At 72.1% G+C, this 16,400-nt stretch carries 16 protein-coding genes; 12 read left to right on the top strand and 4 right to left on the bottom strand.

Features of this window, described 5'->3' with window-relative positions; all coding sequences use genetic code 11:
- Positions 1 to 60 precede the first annotated feature (60 nt).
- Positions 61 to 816 carry an SDR family NAD(P)-dependent oxidoreductase gene (locus I2W78_RS27410; protein ID WP_196464743.1) on the top strand — a complete coding sequence of 252 codons (756 nt, stop codon included), beginning with the start codon at positions 61 to 63 and terminating at the stop codon, positions 814 to 816.
- Positions 817 to 826: 10 nt separating this feature from the next.
- Here I2W78_RS27410 and I2W78_RS27405 read toward each other — a convergent pair whose 3' ends face one another.
- Positions 827 to 1,978, bottom strand: coding sequence for an IS701 family transposase (locus tag I2W78_RS27405; protein WP_196464744.1), 1,152 nt, complete (start codon positions 1,976 to 1,978; stop codon positions 827 to 829).
- A gap of 346 nt (positions 1,979 to 2,324) precedes the next feature.
- On the opposite strand from I2W78_RS27405, the gene I2W78_RS27400 reads away from it, so the two are divergent.
- From I2W78_RS27400 to serA, 11 genes are all read left to right on the top strand, one after another.
- Complete coding sequence (locus I2W78_RS27400) at positions 2,325 to 2,921, top strand: TetR/AcrR family transcriptional regulator (RefSeq protein ID WP_196462914.1); 597 nt, start codon at positions 2,325 to 2,327, stop codon at positions 2,919 to 2,921.
- A gap of 198 nt (positions 2,922 to 3,119) precedes the next feature.
- Complete coding sequence (locus tag I2W78_RS27395) at positions 3,120 to 4,364, top strand: FAD-dependent oxidoreductase (protein WP_196462913.1); 1,245 nt, start codon at positions 3,120 to 3,122, stop codon at positions 4,362 to 4,364.
- A gap of 42 nt (positions 4,365 to 4,406) precedes the next feature.
- The gene (locus I2W78_RS27390) at positions 4,407 to 4,763 is read left to right on the top strand and encodes a cupin domain-containing protein (protein ID WP_196462912.1); all 357 of its coding nucleotides are present in this window, start codon (positions 4,407 to 4,409) and stop codon (positions 4,761 to 4,763) included.
- Positions 4,760 to 6,367 (top strand): class I tRNA ligase family protein, encoded by a 1,608-nt coding sequence (locus tag I2W78_RS27385; RefSeq protein WP_196462911.1) that lies wholly within the window; start codon positions 4,760 to 4,762, stop codon positions 6,365 to 6,367. The genes I2W78_RS27390 and I2W78_RS27385 overlap by 4 nt, the downstream gene beginning before the upstream one ends.
- A 49-nt stretch (positions 6,368 to 6,416) precedes the next feature.
- Positions 6,417 to 6,794, top strand: a complete 378-nt coding sequence (gene panD, locus I2W78_RS27380) for an aspartate 1-decarboxylase (protein WP_196462910.1) — start codon at positions 6,417 to 6,419, stop codon at positions 6,792 to 6,794.
- A gap of 114 nt (positions 6,795 to 6,908) precedes the next feature.
- A complete protein-coding gene (locus tag I2W78_RS27375; RefSeq protein ID WP_196462909.1) occupies positions 6,909 to 8,231 on the top strand; it encodes a SidA/IucD/PvdA family monooxygenase in 1,323 nt (440 codons plus the stop codon).
- The gene (locus I2W78_RS27370; protein ID WP_196462908.1) at positions 8,228 to 9,304 is read left to right on the top strand and encodes an NAD(P)/FAD-dependent oxidoreductase; all 1,077 of its coding nucleotides are present in this window, start codon (positions 8,228 to 8,230) and stop codon (positions 9,302 to 9,304) included. Before I2W78_RS27375 ends, I2W78_RS27370 begins: the two co-directional genes overlap by 4 nt.
- The gene (locus I2W78_RS27365; RefSeq protein WP_196462907.1) at positions 9,301 to 10,632 is read left to right on the top strand and encodes a hypothetical protein; all 1,332 of its coding nucleotides are present in this window, start codon (positions 9,301 to 9,303) and stop codon (positions 10,630 to 10,632) included. Before I2W78_RS27370 ends, I2W78_RS27365 begins: the two co-directional genes overlap by 4 nt.
- Before the next feature lie 3 nt (positions 10,633 to 10,635).
- Positions 10,636 to 11,490 carry a VOC family protein gene (locus I2W78_RS27360; protein WP_196462906.1) on the top strand — a complete coding sequence of 285 codons (855 nt, stop codon included), beginning with the start codon at positions 10,636 to 10,638 and terminating at the stop codon, positions 11,488 to 11,490.
- A gap of 3 nt (positions 11,491 to 11,493) precedes the next feature.
- Positions 11,494 to 11,820: a ferredoxin gene (fdxA, locus tag I2W78_RS27355; protein ID WP_196462905.1), complete on the top strand. Its 327-nt coding sequence runs from the start codon at positions 11,494 to 11,496 to the stop codon at positions 11,818 to 11,820.
- A gap of 54 nt (positions 11,821 to 11,874) precedes the next feature.
- Complete coding sequence (gene serA / locus I2W78_RS27350) at positions 11,875 to 13,467, top strand: phosphoglycerate dehydrogenase (RefSeq protein ID WP_196462904.1); 1,593 nt, start codon at positions 11,875 to 11,877, stop codon at positions 13,465 to 13,467.
- A 28-nt stretch (positions 13,468 to 13,495) separates the two neighbouring features.
- On the opposite strand, the gene I2W78_RS27345 is transcribed toward serA, so the two are convergent.
- The 3 genes from I2W78_RS27345 to I2W78_RS27335 are packed head-to-tail and all read right to left on the bottom strand — an operon-like array spanning position 13,496 to position 16,314.
- The gene (locus I2W78_RS27345) at positions 13,496 to 13,792 is read right to left on the bottom strand and encodes a hypothetical protein (RefSeq protein WP_196462903.1); all 297 of its coding nucleotides are present in this window, start codon (positions 13,790 to 13,792) and stop codon (positions 13,496 to 13,498) included.
- Positions 13,793 to 13,808: 16 nt separating this feature from the next.
- Positions 13,809 to 15,356, bottom strand: coding sequence for an AlkA N-terminal domain-containing protein (locus I2W78_RS27340; protein ID WP_196462902.1), 1,548 nt, complete (start codon positions 15,354 to 15,356; stop codon positions 13,809 to 13,811).
- Positions 15,349 to 16,314, bottom strand: a complete 966-nt coding sequence (locus tag I2W78_RS27335) for a LysR family transcriptional regulator (protein ID WP_196462901.1) — start codon at positions 16,312 to 16,314, stop codon at positions 15,349 to 15,351. The genes I2W78_RS27340 and I2W78_RS27335 overlap by 8 nt, the downstream gene beginning before the upstream one ends.
- Positions 16,315 to 16,400 lie beyond the last annotated feature (86 nt).

Genomic DNA, 16,400 nt, shown 5'->3' with positions numbered 1-16,400 from the left:
GCGGTCTGCCCGGCACCACCGACATTCGCCGTGCAAGACCTGAAAATCGACGGGGGATCCATGCTCGCCGGCAAGACAATCATGATCACCGGGGCGTCCAGCGGGATCGGGGAAGCCGCCGCCAGACTGTTCACCGCCGAAGGCGCGCACGTGGTGCTGATGGCGCGCCGGGCGGAACGGCTCAGGAACCTCACGGCGGAACTCGTCGTCGGCGGAGCGAGCGCCCTCGCCGTGCCGGGGGACGTGACGTCGTCCGAGGCCGTCCGGCACACCGTCGCGGAAGCCGTACGTCACTTCGGCCGGCTGGACGCCGCCTTCAACAACGCCGGCTGGGGAACGGCGGGGCTCGCCCTTCACGAGACCCCCGACGAGCTGTACCACCGGATCATGGCGGTGAACGTGCTGGGCGTCTGGAACTGTCTGCGCCATCAGATACCCGTCATGCTGGAGCAGGAGAGCGGCGGTTCCATCGTGAACACCTCCAGTATCGCGGGGCAGTTCGCCACCGGCGCGGTGGCCCCCTACGTCGCGGCGAAGCACGCCGTCCTGGGCTTGACCAAGGCCGCGGCCGCCGACTACGGCGAGCGGCGCATCCGCGTCAACGCGCTCGTCGCGGGCAGCATCAGAACGCCGCTGCTGGAGGAGAACCTGGAGATCCTCGGACTCTCCGCCGACACACCCGACCCGCGGGCCGTGCAGCGGCGGTTCGGCGAGCCGGAGGAGGTGGCGCGTGCCGCGGCCTGGCTGTGCAGTGATCTCTCGTCGTTCGTCACCGGAGCCGCAGTTCCCGTCGACGGTGGGTACAGCGCGATCTGAGGGGGTGCGCTCAGGCGCACACGGGGATCTCGGCGGCCGACGCGGGGCGGGAGCCCTCCAGCGCCCGGAACGCGTGGGCCGCGGAGACCAGGGTCATGTAGTGGTGCCAGCCCGGATACGAGCGGCCCTCGAAGTCGAGCAGTCCGAAATCCCGCTCCAACTCGCCCACGGTGTCGGCGGTCCCGGCGTGGTGCTCGACCAGCGAGAGGAGTTCCGTCGTCCGGCGTCTCACCATGTTGGTGATCCAGACGACGGCGGGCCGCCGCCGGCCCGCGCGCCAGTCGGTGAACAGCCGAAGGACCCGTCGCCCGTGCAGGCCGGGCGCGCCCGAACCCGGCAGCCGGACCAGGCTGCTGAGCACGCCTGTGTCGCCGCCGGCGGCGGGCGTGTCGTCCATGGCGAACTGGGCGAGCAGGGTGAGGGCCGGCCGGTCGGGACCGGGTGCGTCGGCCGGCAGGACGGGGAAGTTGGCGGGGACGGCGACCACGAAGTCGTGCCGCTGCCGGGTGAGCAGCCGCACCAGGTCGGCGGCCTCGCCGTCCCGCATGTCGGCCACGAGCGGGAGGGGTGCCACGCCGGTGCCGCGCCGCAGGCTGTCCACCATGTCGAAGACGTCGGCGCACATCGGCGTCGGGCGGGCGTCGCCGGGGATGCGCGCCCGGCTGCGCAGCCGGGGCAGCGTCCAGTGTTCGGGCAGATGCAGCCGCCAGTCCACGGGCACGGCGCACTCGCCGTCGGACAGGAAAAGCCCTACGCCGACCTGGCAGTTCACCGTCTGGCCGAGGCGGGGTATGAAGCGCCGGTGCACACCGCAGGAATGGTCCCCGCGCTTGGGCATGACCGTCGTGGCGATGGTCCAGGCACGTGGGCGCAGCCGCTCGTCGACCCACCGGGCCAGTTCGTGCCGGGCCGGTTCCCACTCCCAGGGGCTGGAGTTGACGAACTGCTGCAGGGACTGCGACGCCGTCGGCGAGTCGGTCACCGCGGCCGCAAGGCGCCGTACGGTCTTCTTGCCGGGCGTGGTCAGCAGCCCGAGCAGATAGGCGTGGCCCCAGCGGCGTTGGTCGACACGGTTGAGGTGAGCGAACACCGAGTCCGCGAAGTCGGAGAGCTGATCGGTGGGGACGGGTGGCGCGCTGGACGTCGTACGGCGCGAGGACATGAAGATCCTTTCCGTTGCGGGCACCTCTCCAATGGCATCAGAATAATTGACTCAACTATGTTTTCGAGGACGTGAGATTCGGACAACCCCGGCCGGGCGGAGTGAACTCGACGTGAGGCCAGGGCATCGGTGAAGAGAAGGAACAGGCCGTACCCGCGGACCTGTCCGGAAGACGGACTTGATACGAACATCAAGCGAGGGCAATGCTGTGCGTCCCGCCTGCAAGATCACCCGACCGGGCTCCGCCCTGCCCCCGCGGAGCCCCACGTTGCCGTGACTGCAAGCGTTTTCCCGCGGAAGTTCACCTGGCCGTTCCCGGCGGCCGGCCATCGCCCCCGGAGCCCCCATGCAGGCAAGAGCAGCGCGAACACGTCAGGCCCTGGTGCGGGCGGCAGCCTTCGAGTTCGACCGGCACGGCTACGCCGGCGCCTCGATCGTGCAGGTGTGCCGCGCGGCGGGCATCACGACCGGCGCCCTGGCCTTCCACTTCGGCACCAAGAGTGAACTCGCCGACGCCGTCCAGGACCACGGCTGCGCGGCCGCACGTGCCGTCGTCGACCGGGTCAGGGCCGAGGCGTCGTCGACTCCCGCGCTCAGTCTGGTCGTCGACCTGACCACGCACCTCGCCCGGCTCCTGGAGGAGGACACGGTCACGCGGTCGGCCGCCCGGCTCACCCGCGAGCGCCCCGGCATCGCCCCGGCGTGGTGGTCCGCCTGGCTGCCGACGGTCAGTGAACTCGCCGACCGGGCCCAGCGGGCGGGCCAGCTGCACGCCGACACTCCCCCGGCCGCCGTGGCCGCCCTGGCCGCGTATCTCCTCGTCGGAACCGAACTGCGCACCCGCGCCGCCCATGAGGCCGGACGGAAACCGGACGCCGTGGAACGGCTCCAGCAGCTGTGGAAAGTCGCCCTGCGCGGAATCCGCGCGGCACGCGGCGGGTGAGCAACGGCCCGAACAGGGCCACCCTCCGGGGCCATTCACGGAATGACCCAATGTGGACGACGAATGTCACGTACCCCCCTCGCACCCGTGCGCCCGGGTGACGAGGATTCAATTCGGCCGCCCACTGCACGGCAGCCCTGGCTGAAGCTTCCGTCAGCCCATTCGGCATGCCCGAACCAAGGTCTCCGGGAGGATTCCATGGCGAAAGCTGAACACATCGACGCGGTCGTCGTCGGCGGCGGGATCGCCGGATCCGCGCTGGCCGCGGCCCTGGCGGGGGACGGACACGACGTCCTGCTCCTTGAGCGGCAGACCATTTACCGGGACAAGGTCCGGGGTGAAGTGATCAACTGCTGGGGAGTTGCGGAACTCCTTGAACTGGGCTTGGAAGAATGCATCCTGAAGGCCGGTGGAACATATGTGGACCGCTTCATCGGATTCGACGAGATAGTCGATCCGGACACCGCGAGGGCCAGGGCCTTACCGCTGGATGAAATGCTGCCCGGAATTCGTGGCGTACTCGATGTCGGGCATCCCGAGGCCTGCGAGGCACTGTCCGGCGCTGCCGAGGAGGCCGGCGTCACCGTCGTACGAGGTGTGGGCGACGTCCTGGTGACGGGCGGCGAGGCTCCGAGCGTGCGCTACGAGCACAACGACGTCGAATACGAGGTCCCCTGCCGCCTGGTGGTCGGCGCCGACGGGCGGATGTCCACCGTGCGCCGCCAGTTGGGCATCGGACTGACCCAGACTCCGCCCAACTCCCTGGGCGGCGGCATGCTGGTGGAGGACCTGCACGCCTGGCCCGTCAACGTCACCTCGGTCGGTACCGAAGGTGACCTGCTGTACTTCGTCTTCCCCCGCGAGGGCGGCCGGGCGCGCCTGTACCTGCTGCACGACGTCGCGCAGAAGGGCCGCTTCACCGGGCCGAACCGCCATGCCGAGTTCCTGCGGGCCTTCCGGCTCGACTGCATTCCGGGCAGCGAGATGTTCACCGCGGCGACCCCGGCGGCCGTCTGCGCCTTCTACCCGATGAACGACGCCTGGGCGGACACGCCCTTCGCCCCCGGCGCGGTACTGGTCGGGGACGCGGCCGGATGGAGCGACCCGGTCATCGGGCAGGGCCTGTCCGTCGCGCTGCGGGACGCCCGGATGGTGCGCGACTGCCTGCGCTCCGGCGACGCGTGGGAGCCGGGCGTCTTCGAGCCGTACGCCCGCGAGAGGCGGATCCGGATGCACCGCCTGCGGATCTCCGGCTCGGTGCGCACCACGATGAACATGACCTTCACCCCCGAGGGCGTCGCCCGCCGCAAGGCGTACGCCGAAGTGTGGCCCACCGACCCGGTGTTGGCCGGGTCCCGGCTCGCCACCTTCAAGGGCCCCTTCCACGTACCCGCCGAGTCCTTCGAACCGCGGGTCATCGAGCGCCTCTTCGCCCTGGGCTGACCTGCCGCCCCGACACACGCCGACAGAACAGAGAGGAACCGTATGCACGTCAAGACCGAGGCCGGCGACGAACTGATCCGCAAGAACGGCTGTGACATCCGCCAGCTGTATCCCTGGGACGGCGTCGTCACCCCTCCGTGGAACAGCACCCTGTGCTCCATCCGTCCCGAGGAGTCCAGCACCCCGCACGGCCACGATACCGACGAAACGTTCATCTTCGTCAGCGGCCAGGGGCGGGCACGGGTCGGCGACGAGGAGCGGGAGGTCGTCCCGGGCGACGTCATCTACATCCCGCACGGCACCCGGCACATCGTCACCAACACCAGCACCAGCCGGCCGCTGACCTTCGTCAGCATCTACTGGCTGCAGCCCGCAGACCAGGGGGAGCCCACTCCATGACCGACGCCCCGCACGGCGCCGAGCCCGGCCGGCGACGCATCAACGTCACGTTCTCCCCACCGACCCCCAACGGCGACCTCCACCTCGGCCACCTCTCGGGCCCGGTGCTCGCCGCCGACGTCTGCGCCCGGTCCCAGAAGATCCACGGACACGACGTGGCCTTCGGGACCAGCACCGACGACAACCAGACGTACGTCGTCACCACCGCCGAACGCCTCGGCACCGACCCCGAGTCGCTCATCCGGCACGCCTTCGACAGCGTCACCAAGACGCTGGAGCTGGGCGCCGTCGACGTCGACCTCTTCGAGCGTCCGGACGCCGACTACACGGCCTTCGTCGAGCACTTCTTCACGCACCTGTGGCGGCACGGCGCCTTCGACCGCCGCGAGGTGGAACTGCCGTACGACGCCGACTCGGACGCCTACCGGGCCGAGGCGTTCGTCACCGGACGCTGTCCCACCTGCCTGGCACACGCCCGGGCCGGGGTCTGCGAGGCCTGCGGCCTGTACAACCTCCCCGGTGCCCTGCTGCCCGTGGCCGACTCGGCCTCGGCCCTGCCGCGCCGGCCGGCCTCGATCTGGGTGCTGGACCTGGAGCGCCACCGGTCGATGCTGACCCACTGGTACCGGTCCCAGGACGTGCCCCTGCGCCCCGACCTGCAGCGCGTGGTCACCCAGACCCTGGCCGGCCCCCTGCCGTACATTCCGATCACCTACCCCAGCACCTGGGGCATCACGGTGGACTGGGACGGACCCGGCGGCCTGCCGCAGGCCATCAACGCCTGGCCGGAGATCTACGTGGGTCACGTGTACTGGCTGCGGCGGGCTCGCGAGGGCCGCGCGGCCGGGTGCGACGAGCTGGTCCAGTTCATCGGCATCGACAACGGCTTCTACAACGCCTTCGTCTACGTGGCGCTGTCGCTGCTCGCGGTCCGCCACGGCCTGCCGGTCGAACTGCCCAGGACCCGCACCCTGACCAACCAGTACTACCTGCTCGAAGGGCGCAAGTTCTCCACCAGCAAGGGCGATGTGCGCTGGGCGGGAGAGTTCCTGGAGAGCTTCGGCCGCGACCGCGCCCGGTTCGTGCTGTCCCTGACCAGCCCCGAACTTCAGCAGTCCGAGTTCAGCGAGCCGGTGGCCGCCGCCACCCTGGCCGCCCGGTTCGACGACCCGCTGACGACCATCGCCACGACACTCACCGCCACCGCCGCCGGCCGGCGCGTCGACACCGAGCCCTCCGCCTGGTGGGACGCGGCACTGCGGGCCTCGCGCCGGCGCTTCGAGGAGGCCTACGCCCTGGAGACGTTCTCCATCCGCAAGGCCGCGGAGGCACTCGCCCTGCACCTGGAGGTGCTCGCGCTGCGCTGCGCGGACCTCGACGCCGACGACCCCGCGGACGTGTGCGGCGCCCTGCGGTTCCTGTGGACGCTGCGCACCCTGGCCTGGCCCCTCACCCCGGACCTGAGCGAGCAGGTGTCGAACGCCTTCGGCGCCCCCTCCACCGCCGGGAACCCGCCCCTGCCGGCAGAGCTGGACCACCGACCGCCGGGCGCCTTCACCGGCCTGGTCACCGCTGCCCGGCAGAGCGACGGGCCTGTCGCCTGATCCGCACGACGAGCACCACACCACCCCTCACATCACCAGGAGTCACCTCATGCTGCGCACCTTCATGCACTCGAAGATCCACCGTGCCACCGTCACCGACAGCAACCTCAACTACGTCGGGTCGATCACCATCTCGCCGGAGCTGCTCGAAGCGGCCGAGATCGGCGTCAACGAACTGGTGCACGTCGTCAACATCAACAACGGCGCCCGCTTCGAGACCTACACCATCCTGGACGACTCCCCCGAGCCCCCCGCCGGCCAGGTCGTCATCAACGGCGCCGCCGCCCGCCTGGTCCAGCCGGGCGACAAGGTCATCATCATCAGCTACGCCCAGCTGACCGAGGAGGAGCGGGTCGGCTTCAAGTCCCGGGTGGTCCACGTCGACGACGCCAACGCGATCACGGAGACGGCCCTGCTGAGCTCCTGACCCCCGCCGCGGGGCGCTGCGGCGTCACCCGGCGCCCCGCGCCGCCCGCCTTCCACCACCGGCGCAACTCCGCCCGTATGCCTGCACGCGCGACAAGTCGAGGATGCGTGACCAGTGACGAACGAACAGGTTTACCCCATCTTGGGAATAGGGTTCGGGCCGGCGAATCTCTCCTTGGCCGTGATGCTCGACGAACTCGGCCGACTGGGAGAGGCCCACTTCATCGAGCGGTCGGACCGCTTCCAATGGCAGGACGAGCAACTGCTGCCCGGCGCGGACATCCAGAACAACCCCTTTCGTGATCTGGTCATGCCGCGCAACCAGGACAGCCCCCACACCTTCGTCAAGTACCTCGCGTCCCGCGGGCAACTGACCGACTACCTCCATCTGAACGCCAAGTTCCCGCTGCGCCGCGAGTACGCCGGCTATCTCACCTGGGTGGCCGAAGCGTTCGCGGCCTCGGTGGACTACGGGCAGGCCGCCACCGCGCTGACGCTGGTCGACGACGAGGACGGCGGCGAGCTGTTCTGCGTCCGCACCCAGGACGGCCGGCGCCACCTCGGGCAGACCGTCGTCGTCGGCACCGGGCGCTCCCCCCGTATCCCGCCCCCTTTCTCCCCGCGCCAGGACAGGACCGTCTTCCACTCGACCCGCTATCTGTCCTCCATCAACGCCCTCGCGGGCGAGGACATCCGGGTGGCGGTCGTGGGCGCCAGCCAGAGCGCCATCGAGATCGTGCTGGACCTGCTGGACCGCCCCAACGTGCGCCAGGTCACCTCCGTCCACCGGGGCATCGGATTCCGTCTGAAGGACACCAGCCCCTACAGCCGCCAGGTCTTCCTGCCGGAGTTCGTCGACTACTTCCACCCGCTGCCCACCGCGACGAAGCGACGCCTGCGCGCCGAGCTGCGCTCCATCAACTACGCCGCCTGCGACCAGGACGTGATCGACCGGCTCGTCGGCATCCAGCGCGAGTACCGGCTCATCGGCTCGGACCGTCTACGGCTGCTGCCGTTCACGGAGATCACCGGAATTGACACTCCCGCACCCTCGGGCCCGCACCGGCTGACCGTGCGCGACATCAACCACCTCCGCGAGGACACCCTGGACGCCGATGTCGTCGTCCTGGCCACCGGGTTCAAGGACTTCGGCACCGGGCCGGGCGACGAGCCCTACCACCCGCTCCTGGAAGGCGTGGCCCACCGGCTTCCCCTGGACGACGAGGGCGTCCCCTTCGTGGGCCGCGACTACGCGATCGAACTCAAGGCGCCGGAACCCGCGCCCCGCCCGCTGAAGATCTACCTCAACGGCCTGTGCGAGGCCAGCCACGGCATGGGCGACGCCGGAGCCCTCGCCATGCTGTCGGTGCGCGCGTCCGACATCGCCGAATCCCTGGCGCGGGCCGACCGCCGCACCGCCGAACGGACCCTGCGGTGACCGCGCCGCCCACCTCGGCGGACGTCGTGATCGTCGGCGGCGGCATCATGGGCCTGACCACCGCCGAACGGCTCACCGCCCGGGGCCACCGCGTGATCGTCGTCGACGACACCGGGGCGACGGGCGGTGCCACCAGTGTCTCCGGCGGCCTGGTACGCGCCTTCGAGCCCACCGCCGCGCACGCCGCCTGGGCGGCCGAAAGCTGTGCCGTCTACCAGGCGCGCGGCCCGCACGGCGACTGGCCGGCCCTGCGCGAGGACGGCAGCCTGACCCTGATCGACCGCAGCGGGCTCCGCCGCGCGACCGCCGCGCTCGACGTCGCGCACAGCGCCGGACACGAGGCCGAGGTCCTCACGCCCGGCGACATCGCTCGACGCTTCCCCTCGCTCACCGTCCCCGACCACCTGCTCGGCGTCCTCGAACCGCACGCCGGCTGGCTGCCGGCCGCGGACGTCGCCCGGGCCGTACGACGCGACGCGGGCGACCGCCTGAAGCTGCACACCGACCGCGCCACGGCGCTGCTGCACTCCGACGCCCGCATCCGGGGTGTGCGCACCACCACGGGAACCGTGTACGCCGACGCGGTCCTGCTCGCCGCCGGCGCGGGCAGCGAGCCCCTGGCCGCGTCGGTGGGCGTACGGCTGCCGCTGCGGACCAGGGCGATCGGCTACTGCCTGTTCCGTACCGAGAGCTCGGCCGGCCTGCCCACCGTCGTCGACCACACCACGGGTGCCTGGCTGCGGCCCTGGGGCGACGGCGAGACCGTGCTGGCCGGGGTGACGTCCACCGTGACCGGGGTGCCCATCACCGTGCGGCGGGACGTGTCCGCGACCGAGGAGCAACGCGTCCGCGCCGTGCTCAAGGACCGCTGCCCGGCCCTGGCGCACGCCCCCGTGGTCGGCGGTGTCGCCGCCTACGACTGCCTCACCACCGACGGCCCGGGGACGGTCACGGCCTGGCCCCGCCCGCGCGGACTGGTCACCGCCGTCGGCTGGAACGGCGGCGGTTTCAAGCTCGCCCCCGCCGTCGGCCGGCACACCGCCGACCGGATCGTCGAGGTGCTGGCCCGATGAACGACGCGACAGCCTGGCGGCTGAACTCCACCGACGAGATGCTGCACCAGGCCGCGGCCACCCTCGGCTCCAGCCGCGTCGTGCAGGTGCTGTGGCGTCTGCCCGTGCCCGTCCCCGTCCAGGCGCTGCGGGACGAATGGCTGCGCCTCGACGAGGGGCTGCTCAGCCGCCGCGCGGCCCCTGCCCGTGTCCCCGGCGCCCGCCGCAGCTGGGTCCGGGCCGCCAACTCCCACCCGCTGCACGTCGATCCGCACCCGCTGACCGACAGCACGGCGCCGGAGTGGATCGACGCCCAGGTACGGCAGCCGCTGCCCGCCGACGGCACGGAACTGTGGCGCCTGGCGGCCGCCCCCCACCACGACGGCTGCCTGATCTCACTGACCGTGCCGCACTTCCGCAGCGACGGCCTGGGCATCCTCAACGCGCTCGCGGCGCCCACCCCGGCACACCGGCCGGGCGGACTGGCCGACAGCGACGCCGCCGACGCGCTGGCGCAGGTGAGCCGAGCCGTCGCCCGCACGGCACGCTGGTCCCTGGGCCTGGCCCGCGACCCCCGGCGGCGTGCGCTGGTCCGCGCCGCGCTGCGCCCGCGCCCCGCCCCGGCGGCCGGTCCCCCGGCCCGCCCCAGGTTCTTCACGACGGCCATCTTCGAGGTCGACGCCGCCGCATGGCAGGAGCGGGCCCGCGCCCACGGCGGCACCGCCAACACGCTGTTCCTGGAGATCGCCGCCAACCTCGTCCGGGCCAGGGTGCCGCGCGCCGCGCACGACGACGTCCGCGTCGGTATCCCGATGAACCTGCGCCACGGCGCCGACGAGCGCGCCAACGCCCTGGTCGTCGTCCCCCTGCGGCTGCCCGGCGGCCCGGTACGCCACGACGCGCTGCACGACACCCGGCGGGCGACGAAAACCCTGCTCCAGGGCTCCGGCGCGCACAGCGCCACCCTCGTACCCGAACCCCTGTGGCATCTGCTGCCCGCACGGCACGCCGCCGCCCTGAAGAGCCCCGGCGCGCAGCAGACCGACGTGGTGGCCTCCAACTTCGGCGACGCCTCCGACGCCGTGCTCGGATTCGCCGGCCACCGGGCCGACGCCGTCGCCCTGCGCACCATGAACGTGCCCGGCCTGCGTCCGGACAAGGCCCGGCTGCGGGCGTCCCTGTGTCTGTTCCGGGCCGGCCCGCGCATGACGGTGACCGTCACCGGTATGCCCGACCACTTCGGCGACTCCGCGTCCCTGCACCGCCTCGTCGCCGAGGAGTTCGCGGCCTGGGGGCTGGCGGCGCGGCCGTGGTGGGCCGGCGCGGCCCACGAAGCGACGAAAGGCTGATCGATGTCCGTGCCCCGACGACCCGCCCACCCCGAGCGCTGGTTCCGCACCCTCCCCGACTCCTCCGCCCTGCCCCGGCCACGGCTGCTGGCCCGCTCACTCGTCGACGTGGCCGAACTCGACGACCACATCGCCTTCTACGAACGTCTGCTGGGCGTGCCCGCCGATCTGCGGATGCCGATTCCCGACTTCGGCGGCCTGGAACTGGCCGCCGTGGGCAACCTGTTGCTGATCGCCAGTGCCCGTCCCTTCACGCCGATCCAGCGGCGCACCTCGTACTCCCTGATCGTGCCCTCGCTGCAACGGCAGCTGGAGCTCCTCGACGGCACCGGCACCACCGTTCTCGAACCGCCCGAGCGCATCCTGCCGGGAGCCCGCGCCCGGGTCCGCTATCCGGACGGCACGCTGGCCGAGCTGGTCGAGCACCGGCCCTGGGACGGCGAGCGGCCCCGACCTCCGGCCGCCCGGCCCGCCGCCGCACCGGACGGCGTCCGGCTGCTGGCGCGCCGCGCGGTGGACGAGGAGGCCTTCCCCGACACCGTCCGGCGCTACGAGACGCTCCTCCAGGCGACCGCCATGGACCACCCGCTGCCGACCGGCGCCCGCGCGGCCCGTACGGCGATCATCGGCAACCTCCTGCTGATCGGACGGCCGACCCCGCCGCCACCACCCGAGAACCAGCCCAGGGTGGCGCTGCTCGTGCCCCCTACCGGCCTCCCCGCCGGACTGGCCGATCTACGGACCGACGACCCGGACGTGCTCGCCCTCCCCGGCGGAACGAGGGCCGAGGCCTGGAGCGAACTCCCCGCTGTCAGCAGCACTCTCGCCGACCCCGACTCCTGGACCGTGAAGGACTGACCCATGACCTATGTCATCGCCCAGCCCTGTGTCGACGTCAAGGACAAGGCATGTATCGAGGAATGCCCCGTCGACTGCATCTACGAAGGCCCCCGCAAGATGTACATACATCCCGACGAGTGCGTCGACTGCGGGGCCTGTGAGCCCGTGTGCCCCGTCGAGGCCGTCTTCTACGAGGACGCGGTGCCCCCCGAGTGGTCGGACTACGCCACCGCCGACCGCGACTTCTTCGCCACGATCGGCTCGCCCGGCGGTGCCTCCGCCCAGCCGCCGCTCGACACCGATCACCCCGTGGTCGCGGCCGCTCCGCCCAGCGTCCCCGCGGAGTAGTACGCCCCGGCCGTACGGACAACTGACCGCCGTATTCGCGTGAAACGAGTTCCGATGAAGACACCTGTCGTACTGCTCGCCGAAGACCTCGCCCCCGCCACCGTCGACGCCCTGGGCCCGGGCGTGGAGGTCCGGCGCTGTGCCGGACAGGACCGTGCCGCCCTGCTCGCGGCCGTGGCGGAGGCCGACGCGCTCCTGGTGCGTTCCGCGACCCGGGTGGACGCCGAGGTGTTCGCCGCCGCGCCCCGGCTGAGGATCGTCGCCCGGGCCGGGGTCGGCCTGGACAACGTCGACGTCCAGGCCGCCACCCGGGCCGGGGTCACGGTCGTCAACGCCCCCACGGCGAACATCGTCACCGCCGCCGAGCTCGCCTGCGGCCTGATCATCTCCACCGCCCGCAACATCCCGCAGGCCAACGGGGCCCTCAAGGCCGGTGAGTGGCAGCGCGGCAAGTACGTCGGGGTGGAGCTGGCCGGCAAGACCCTCGGTGTCGTGGGCCTGGGGCGCATCGGCCGACTGGTGGCCGAGCGGATGTCGGCCTTCGGCATGCGGGTCGTCGCGCACGACGCCCATGTCCGCGACCAGCAGGCGGCCCGGGTGCCGGCCGCTCTCGTCTCCCTGGACGAGCTCCTCGAAAGGGCCGACTTCATCACGGTTCACCTGCCCAGGACTCCGGAGACGATCGGCCTGATCGGCGAGGAGGAGTTGAGGCGGGTCAAACGCAGCGTGCGGATCATCAACGCCGCGCGGGGTGGCATCGTCGACGAGGAGGCGCTCGCGACGGCGTTGCGGGAGGGCCGCGTGGCCGGTGCGGGCCTCGATGTCTTCGCCGTCGAGCCCTGCACCGACTCCCCGCTGTTCGCCCTGGACAACGTGGTGGTCACCCCGCACCTCGGGGCGTCGACCACCGAGGCACAGGACAAGGCGGGCATCGCGGTCGCCGGCGCCGTACGCCGGGTCCTGGCGGGCGATTTGGTCCCCGAGGCCGTCAACGTCCGCGGTGGCGGCGTCACCGAGGAGGTCGGCCTGCTCCTGCCGCTCGCGGAGAACCTCGGCCGGATCTTCGGCGCGCTGGCCGACGACCGCACTCCGGTCGCCCTGCACGTCGAGGTGCGCGGCGAGATCACCCGGCACGATGTGAGCGTGCTCGAACTCGCCGCCCTCAAGGGGGTCGTCACCGGCCTGACCGACCGCGCGGTCACCTTGGTGAACGCTCCGCTGATCGCCCGGGAACGCGTCCCCGCCGTACACTTCACCACCGGCTCGGAGTGCGCCCCGCACGGCGATCTGGTGACGGTGCGCGGCACGTTCGCCGACGGCACGGCCGTCGGTGTCTCCGGCACCACGGCCGGTTCCGGGCACGTGCAGAAGCTCGCCGGGGTCGGGGAGTACGAGATCGACCTGGACATCACCGACCACATGCTGTTCCTCCAGTACAAGGACATGCCCGGCATGGTCGGCACCATCGGCCGGATCCTGGGGGAGGCGGGCGTCAACATCGCCGCCATGCAGGTCGCCCGCGACACCGAGGGCGGCGAGGCCGCGGTCGCCCTGACAGTGGACAACGTCGTCCCCGCCGCCGTGGTCGGGTCCATCAGCGAGGCCATCGGGGCCAGTTCGGCCCACTTCGTGGACCTCACGGTCTGAGTCGACCTCACGGTCTGAGCGGTGCGGCTCAGACCACCCCGGTGCACCCCGCGTTGAGCCGGACGGCGTACCAGTGCCGGGTCAGGGCGCGCAGCGTCGCGGCGGACTCCCGCAGCGGGCCGTGATGGATGCTGTGCGGTGCGGCCGCGGCGAGCAGTTCGCAGACCTCGGCGAGATCGGCGAAGGCCTCCTCGAAGGGCGCCGCGACGGCCGGTGCGGCGGTGTCGAGATGCTCCGGGTCGTCCTTGGCGCGCAGTTCCTCCAGGATCTGGCGGGCCTCCTCGGCGATGTGCCGGGCGCGGTCGAGGAGTGTGTCGTCGCTCATGAAGTGCCTCCAGGGCTCACGGGTGGACTCGGGTGAGCGCGGGCTCGGTGGAACGGGCGCCCGGACGAGGCACTGTCGCTTCCCGGCCCGCTACGACGTCGCCGGTCGGCATCCTGCTGATCGGCGCGTCGCCGGCGGCCCACAGATGCTGCACGGCGTAACCGCGCCACGGCTGCCACGCGGCGGCGTGCCCGGTCAGCGCCGCCGGCGAGGCCGGCAGCCCCAGTTCGGCGGCGGCGGCACCGACGCGGGGATCGGCGACGGGGAAGGCGTCCGGGTCTCCCAGCGCGCGCAGGGCGATCGTCTCCACCGTGCGCGGGTCCACACCAGGCAGGGTCCGCAGCCCGGCGCGGGCCTGCTGCCAGTCGGTGCCGGTGCCCAGGTCTATGTCCCTGTGGGCCAGCGCGGTGGCCATGGTGAGGACCCGGTCCCGGTGCTCGAGCGGCAGGGCCAGGCCGGTCGCGCCGATCCCGGCGAGCAGGACGGGGGTGGGGAACAGGTGCGTGAGGCCGCCCCCGGGGTCGGTGACCGCTTCGCCGTGCGCGGCTACCAGGCGCGCGGTGTGCCGGCGGGCCGCGGCGAGGGAGAGGCGCTGGCCGAGGACCGCCCGGATCGCGAACTCCTTGCCGTCGACGGTCTGCGGGATGCGGCGTCCGGGGTTCTTGCGGACCAGGGGAGCCAGGGCCGGGTCCTGGCCCAGCAGGTCGTCGGTCGCCGCCGGGTCGGCGTCCAGGTCCAGCAGCCGACGGCACCGGTTGATCGCGGTGGTCAGGTCGCGCAGGTCGGACAGGGTCAGGGTGCACTGGACGTACGCGGCCCCGGTGGGCCGCAGTTCGGCGATGCCGTGTCCGTGCGGCAGCCGCAAGGTGCGCCGGTAGGCCCCCGAGCGCCATTCCTCCACGCCCGGCACCGAGGCGGCGACCAGGTGGCCGAAGAGATTGTCCGGGCACAGGGGCGCGCGGAAGGGCAGCCGCAGCGTCACCGCGCCGGCGGGATCCGTCGGGCGGCCGCGGTGGCGCAGTTCGGTGGGGGACAGGCCGAACACCGCGCGGACGGTGTCGTTGAACGTGCGGATGGACGAGAATCCGGCCGCGAACGCCACGTCCGCCATGGGTAACGTGCTGGTCTCGATGAGCAGCCGGGCGGCCTGCGCCCGTTGGGCACGGGCCAGTGCGCCGGGCCCGGCGCCGACCTCGGCCTGCAGCTGCCGTTCGATCTGGCGCGTGGAGTAGCCGAGTCGTGCCGCGAGTCCGGGCACTCCTTCCCGGTCGACGACCCCGTCCTTGATCAGCCGCATCGCCCGGGCCGCGAGGTCCGCCCGCTCGTTCCACTCCGGGGAGCCCGGTGTCGCGTCGGGGCGGCAGCGCTTGCAGGCCCGGAACCCGGCCTGCTGGGCCGCCGCCGCACTCGGATAGAAGGTCATGTTCTTCGGTTTGGGCGGCACCACCGGGCAGCTGGGACGGCAGTAGATCCCGGTGGTCAGCACTGCGGTGAAGAACCAGCCGTCGAACCGGGCGTCCTTGGACTGCACGGCCCGGACGCATCGCTCCACGTCTTCATGCATGGGCCCAGCCTGCCCGGGTGACCGGGGTAGGCGCTGGCAACTTCGCGACACGACCCTGTGCCGCACGGGTGCCGGTGACGGCCGTACGGCAGTACGCCGCGAACGCGGCGGCCCGCCGCGTGAGGTGGGATCCGTGCGTGTGCGCCAGCCCGACGGAGAGCGGTGCGACCCGGTCGGCGATGCGGCAGGCCCGCAGCCCGCGCCCCTCGTAGCTGACGTCCAGCGCGGGGCGCTGGATGAGCAGCGAGTATCCCGCGCCGCGCGCCACCAGGCTCCGGACGAGCTCGAAGCTCTCGGTGCGATGCCGGACGACGGGGGTGACCCCGGCGTCGGCCAGGACCTCGCTGAAGTACCGGCTGCTGGGCGGCACGTCCAGCATGACCATCTCCTGGTCGCCGAGGTCGGCCAGCCGGACGGCCTCCTTGCCGGCCAGCGGGTGCTCGGAGGCCAGCAGGACGTGCGGCTCGGTGGAGTAGAGGCGGTCGAAGTCGATACCGGGCTCGATGTCGACACCGTAGATCAGGGCCAGTTCGCAGTCGCCGTTGCGCAGCAGTCGCTGCAGGTCGGTCAGGGATCCCTCGACGAAGTCCAGGGTGATGTCGGGGTAGGCGCCGGGGAACTCCTCCAGCAGCCGTGGCAGCAGGAACGGGGCCAGGGTGGCGAAGCAGCCGATCACCAGTCGGCCGGCCGGGGCCTGGCCCACCTCCCGCAGGTCCGCCCTCAGCTCCTCGCTGCGGGCCAGCAGGGCCCGGGCCTCGGGCAGGAGCCGGCGCCCGGCGGCGGTCAGGGTCAGTCCCTTGGCCTTGGCGCGGATCACCAGCTGCACGCCGAGTTGGTGCTCCAGCTCCCCGATGCCCGCGGACACCGCGGACTGCGACACGTACAACCGCTGCGCCGCCCCGGTCATCGTCCCGACCTCGGCGGCCGTCACGAAATAGTCCAGCTGACGCAGGCTCATCCGCTCAGGCATGAGAAAAACCTGGATTCCTGTCCATATCTTTCACGTTTTCAAGGGAGTTGGTGCTGGGCGAGACTGAAGACCTT

This window comes from Streptomyces spinoverrucosus, assembly GCF_015712165.1.
GTDB lineage: Bacteria > Actinomycetota > Actinomycetes > Streptomycetales > Streptomycetaceae > Streptomyces > Streptomyces spinoverrucosus_A.
This window is presented reverse-complemented; position numbering and strand designations above follow the sequence as displayed.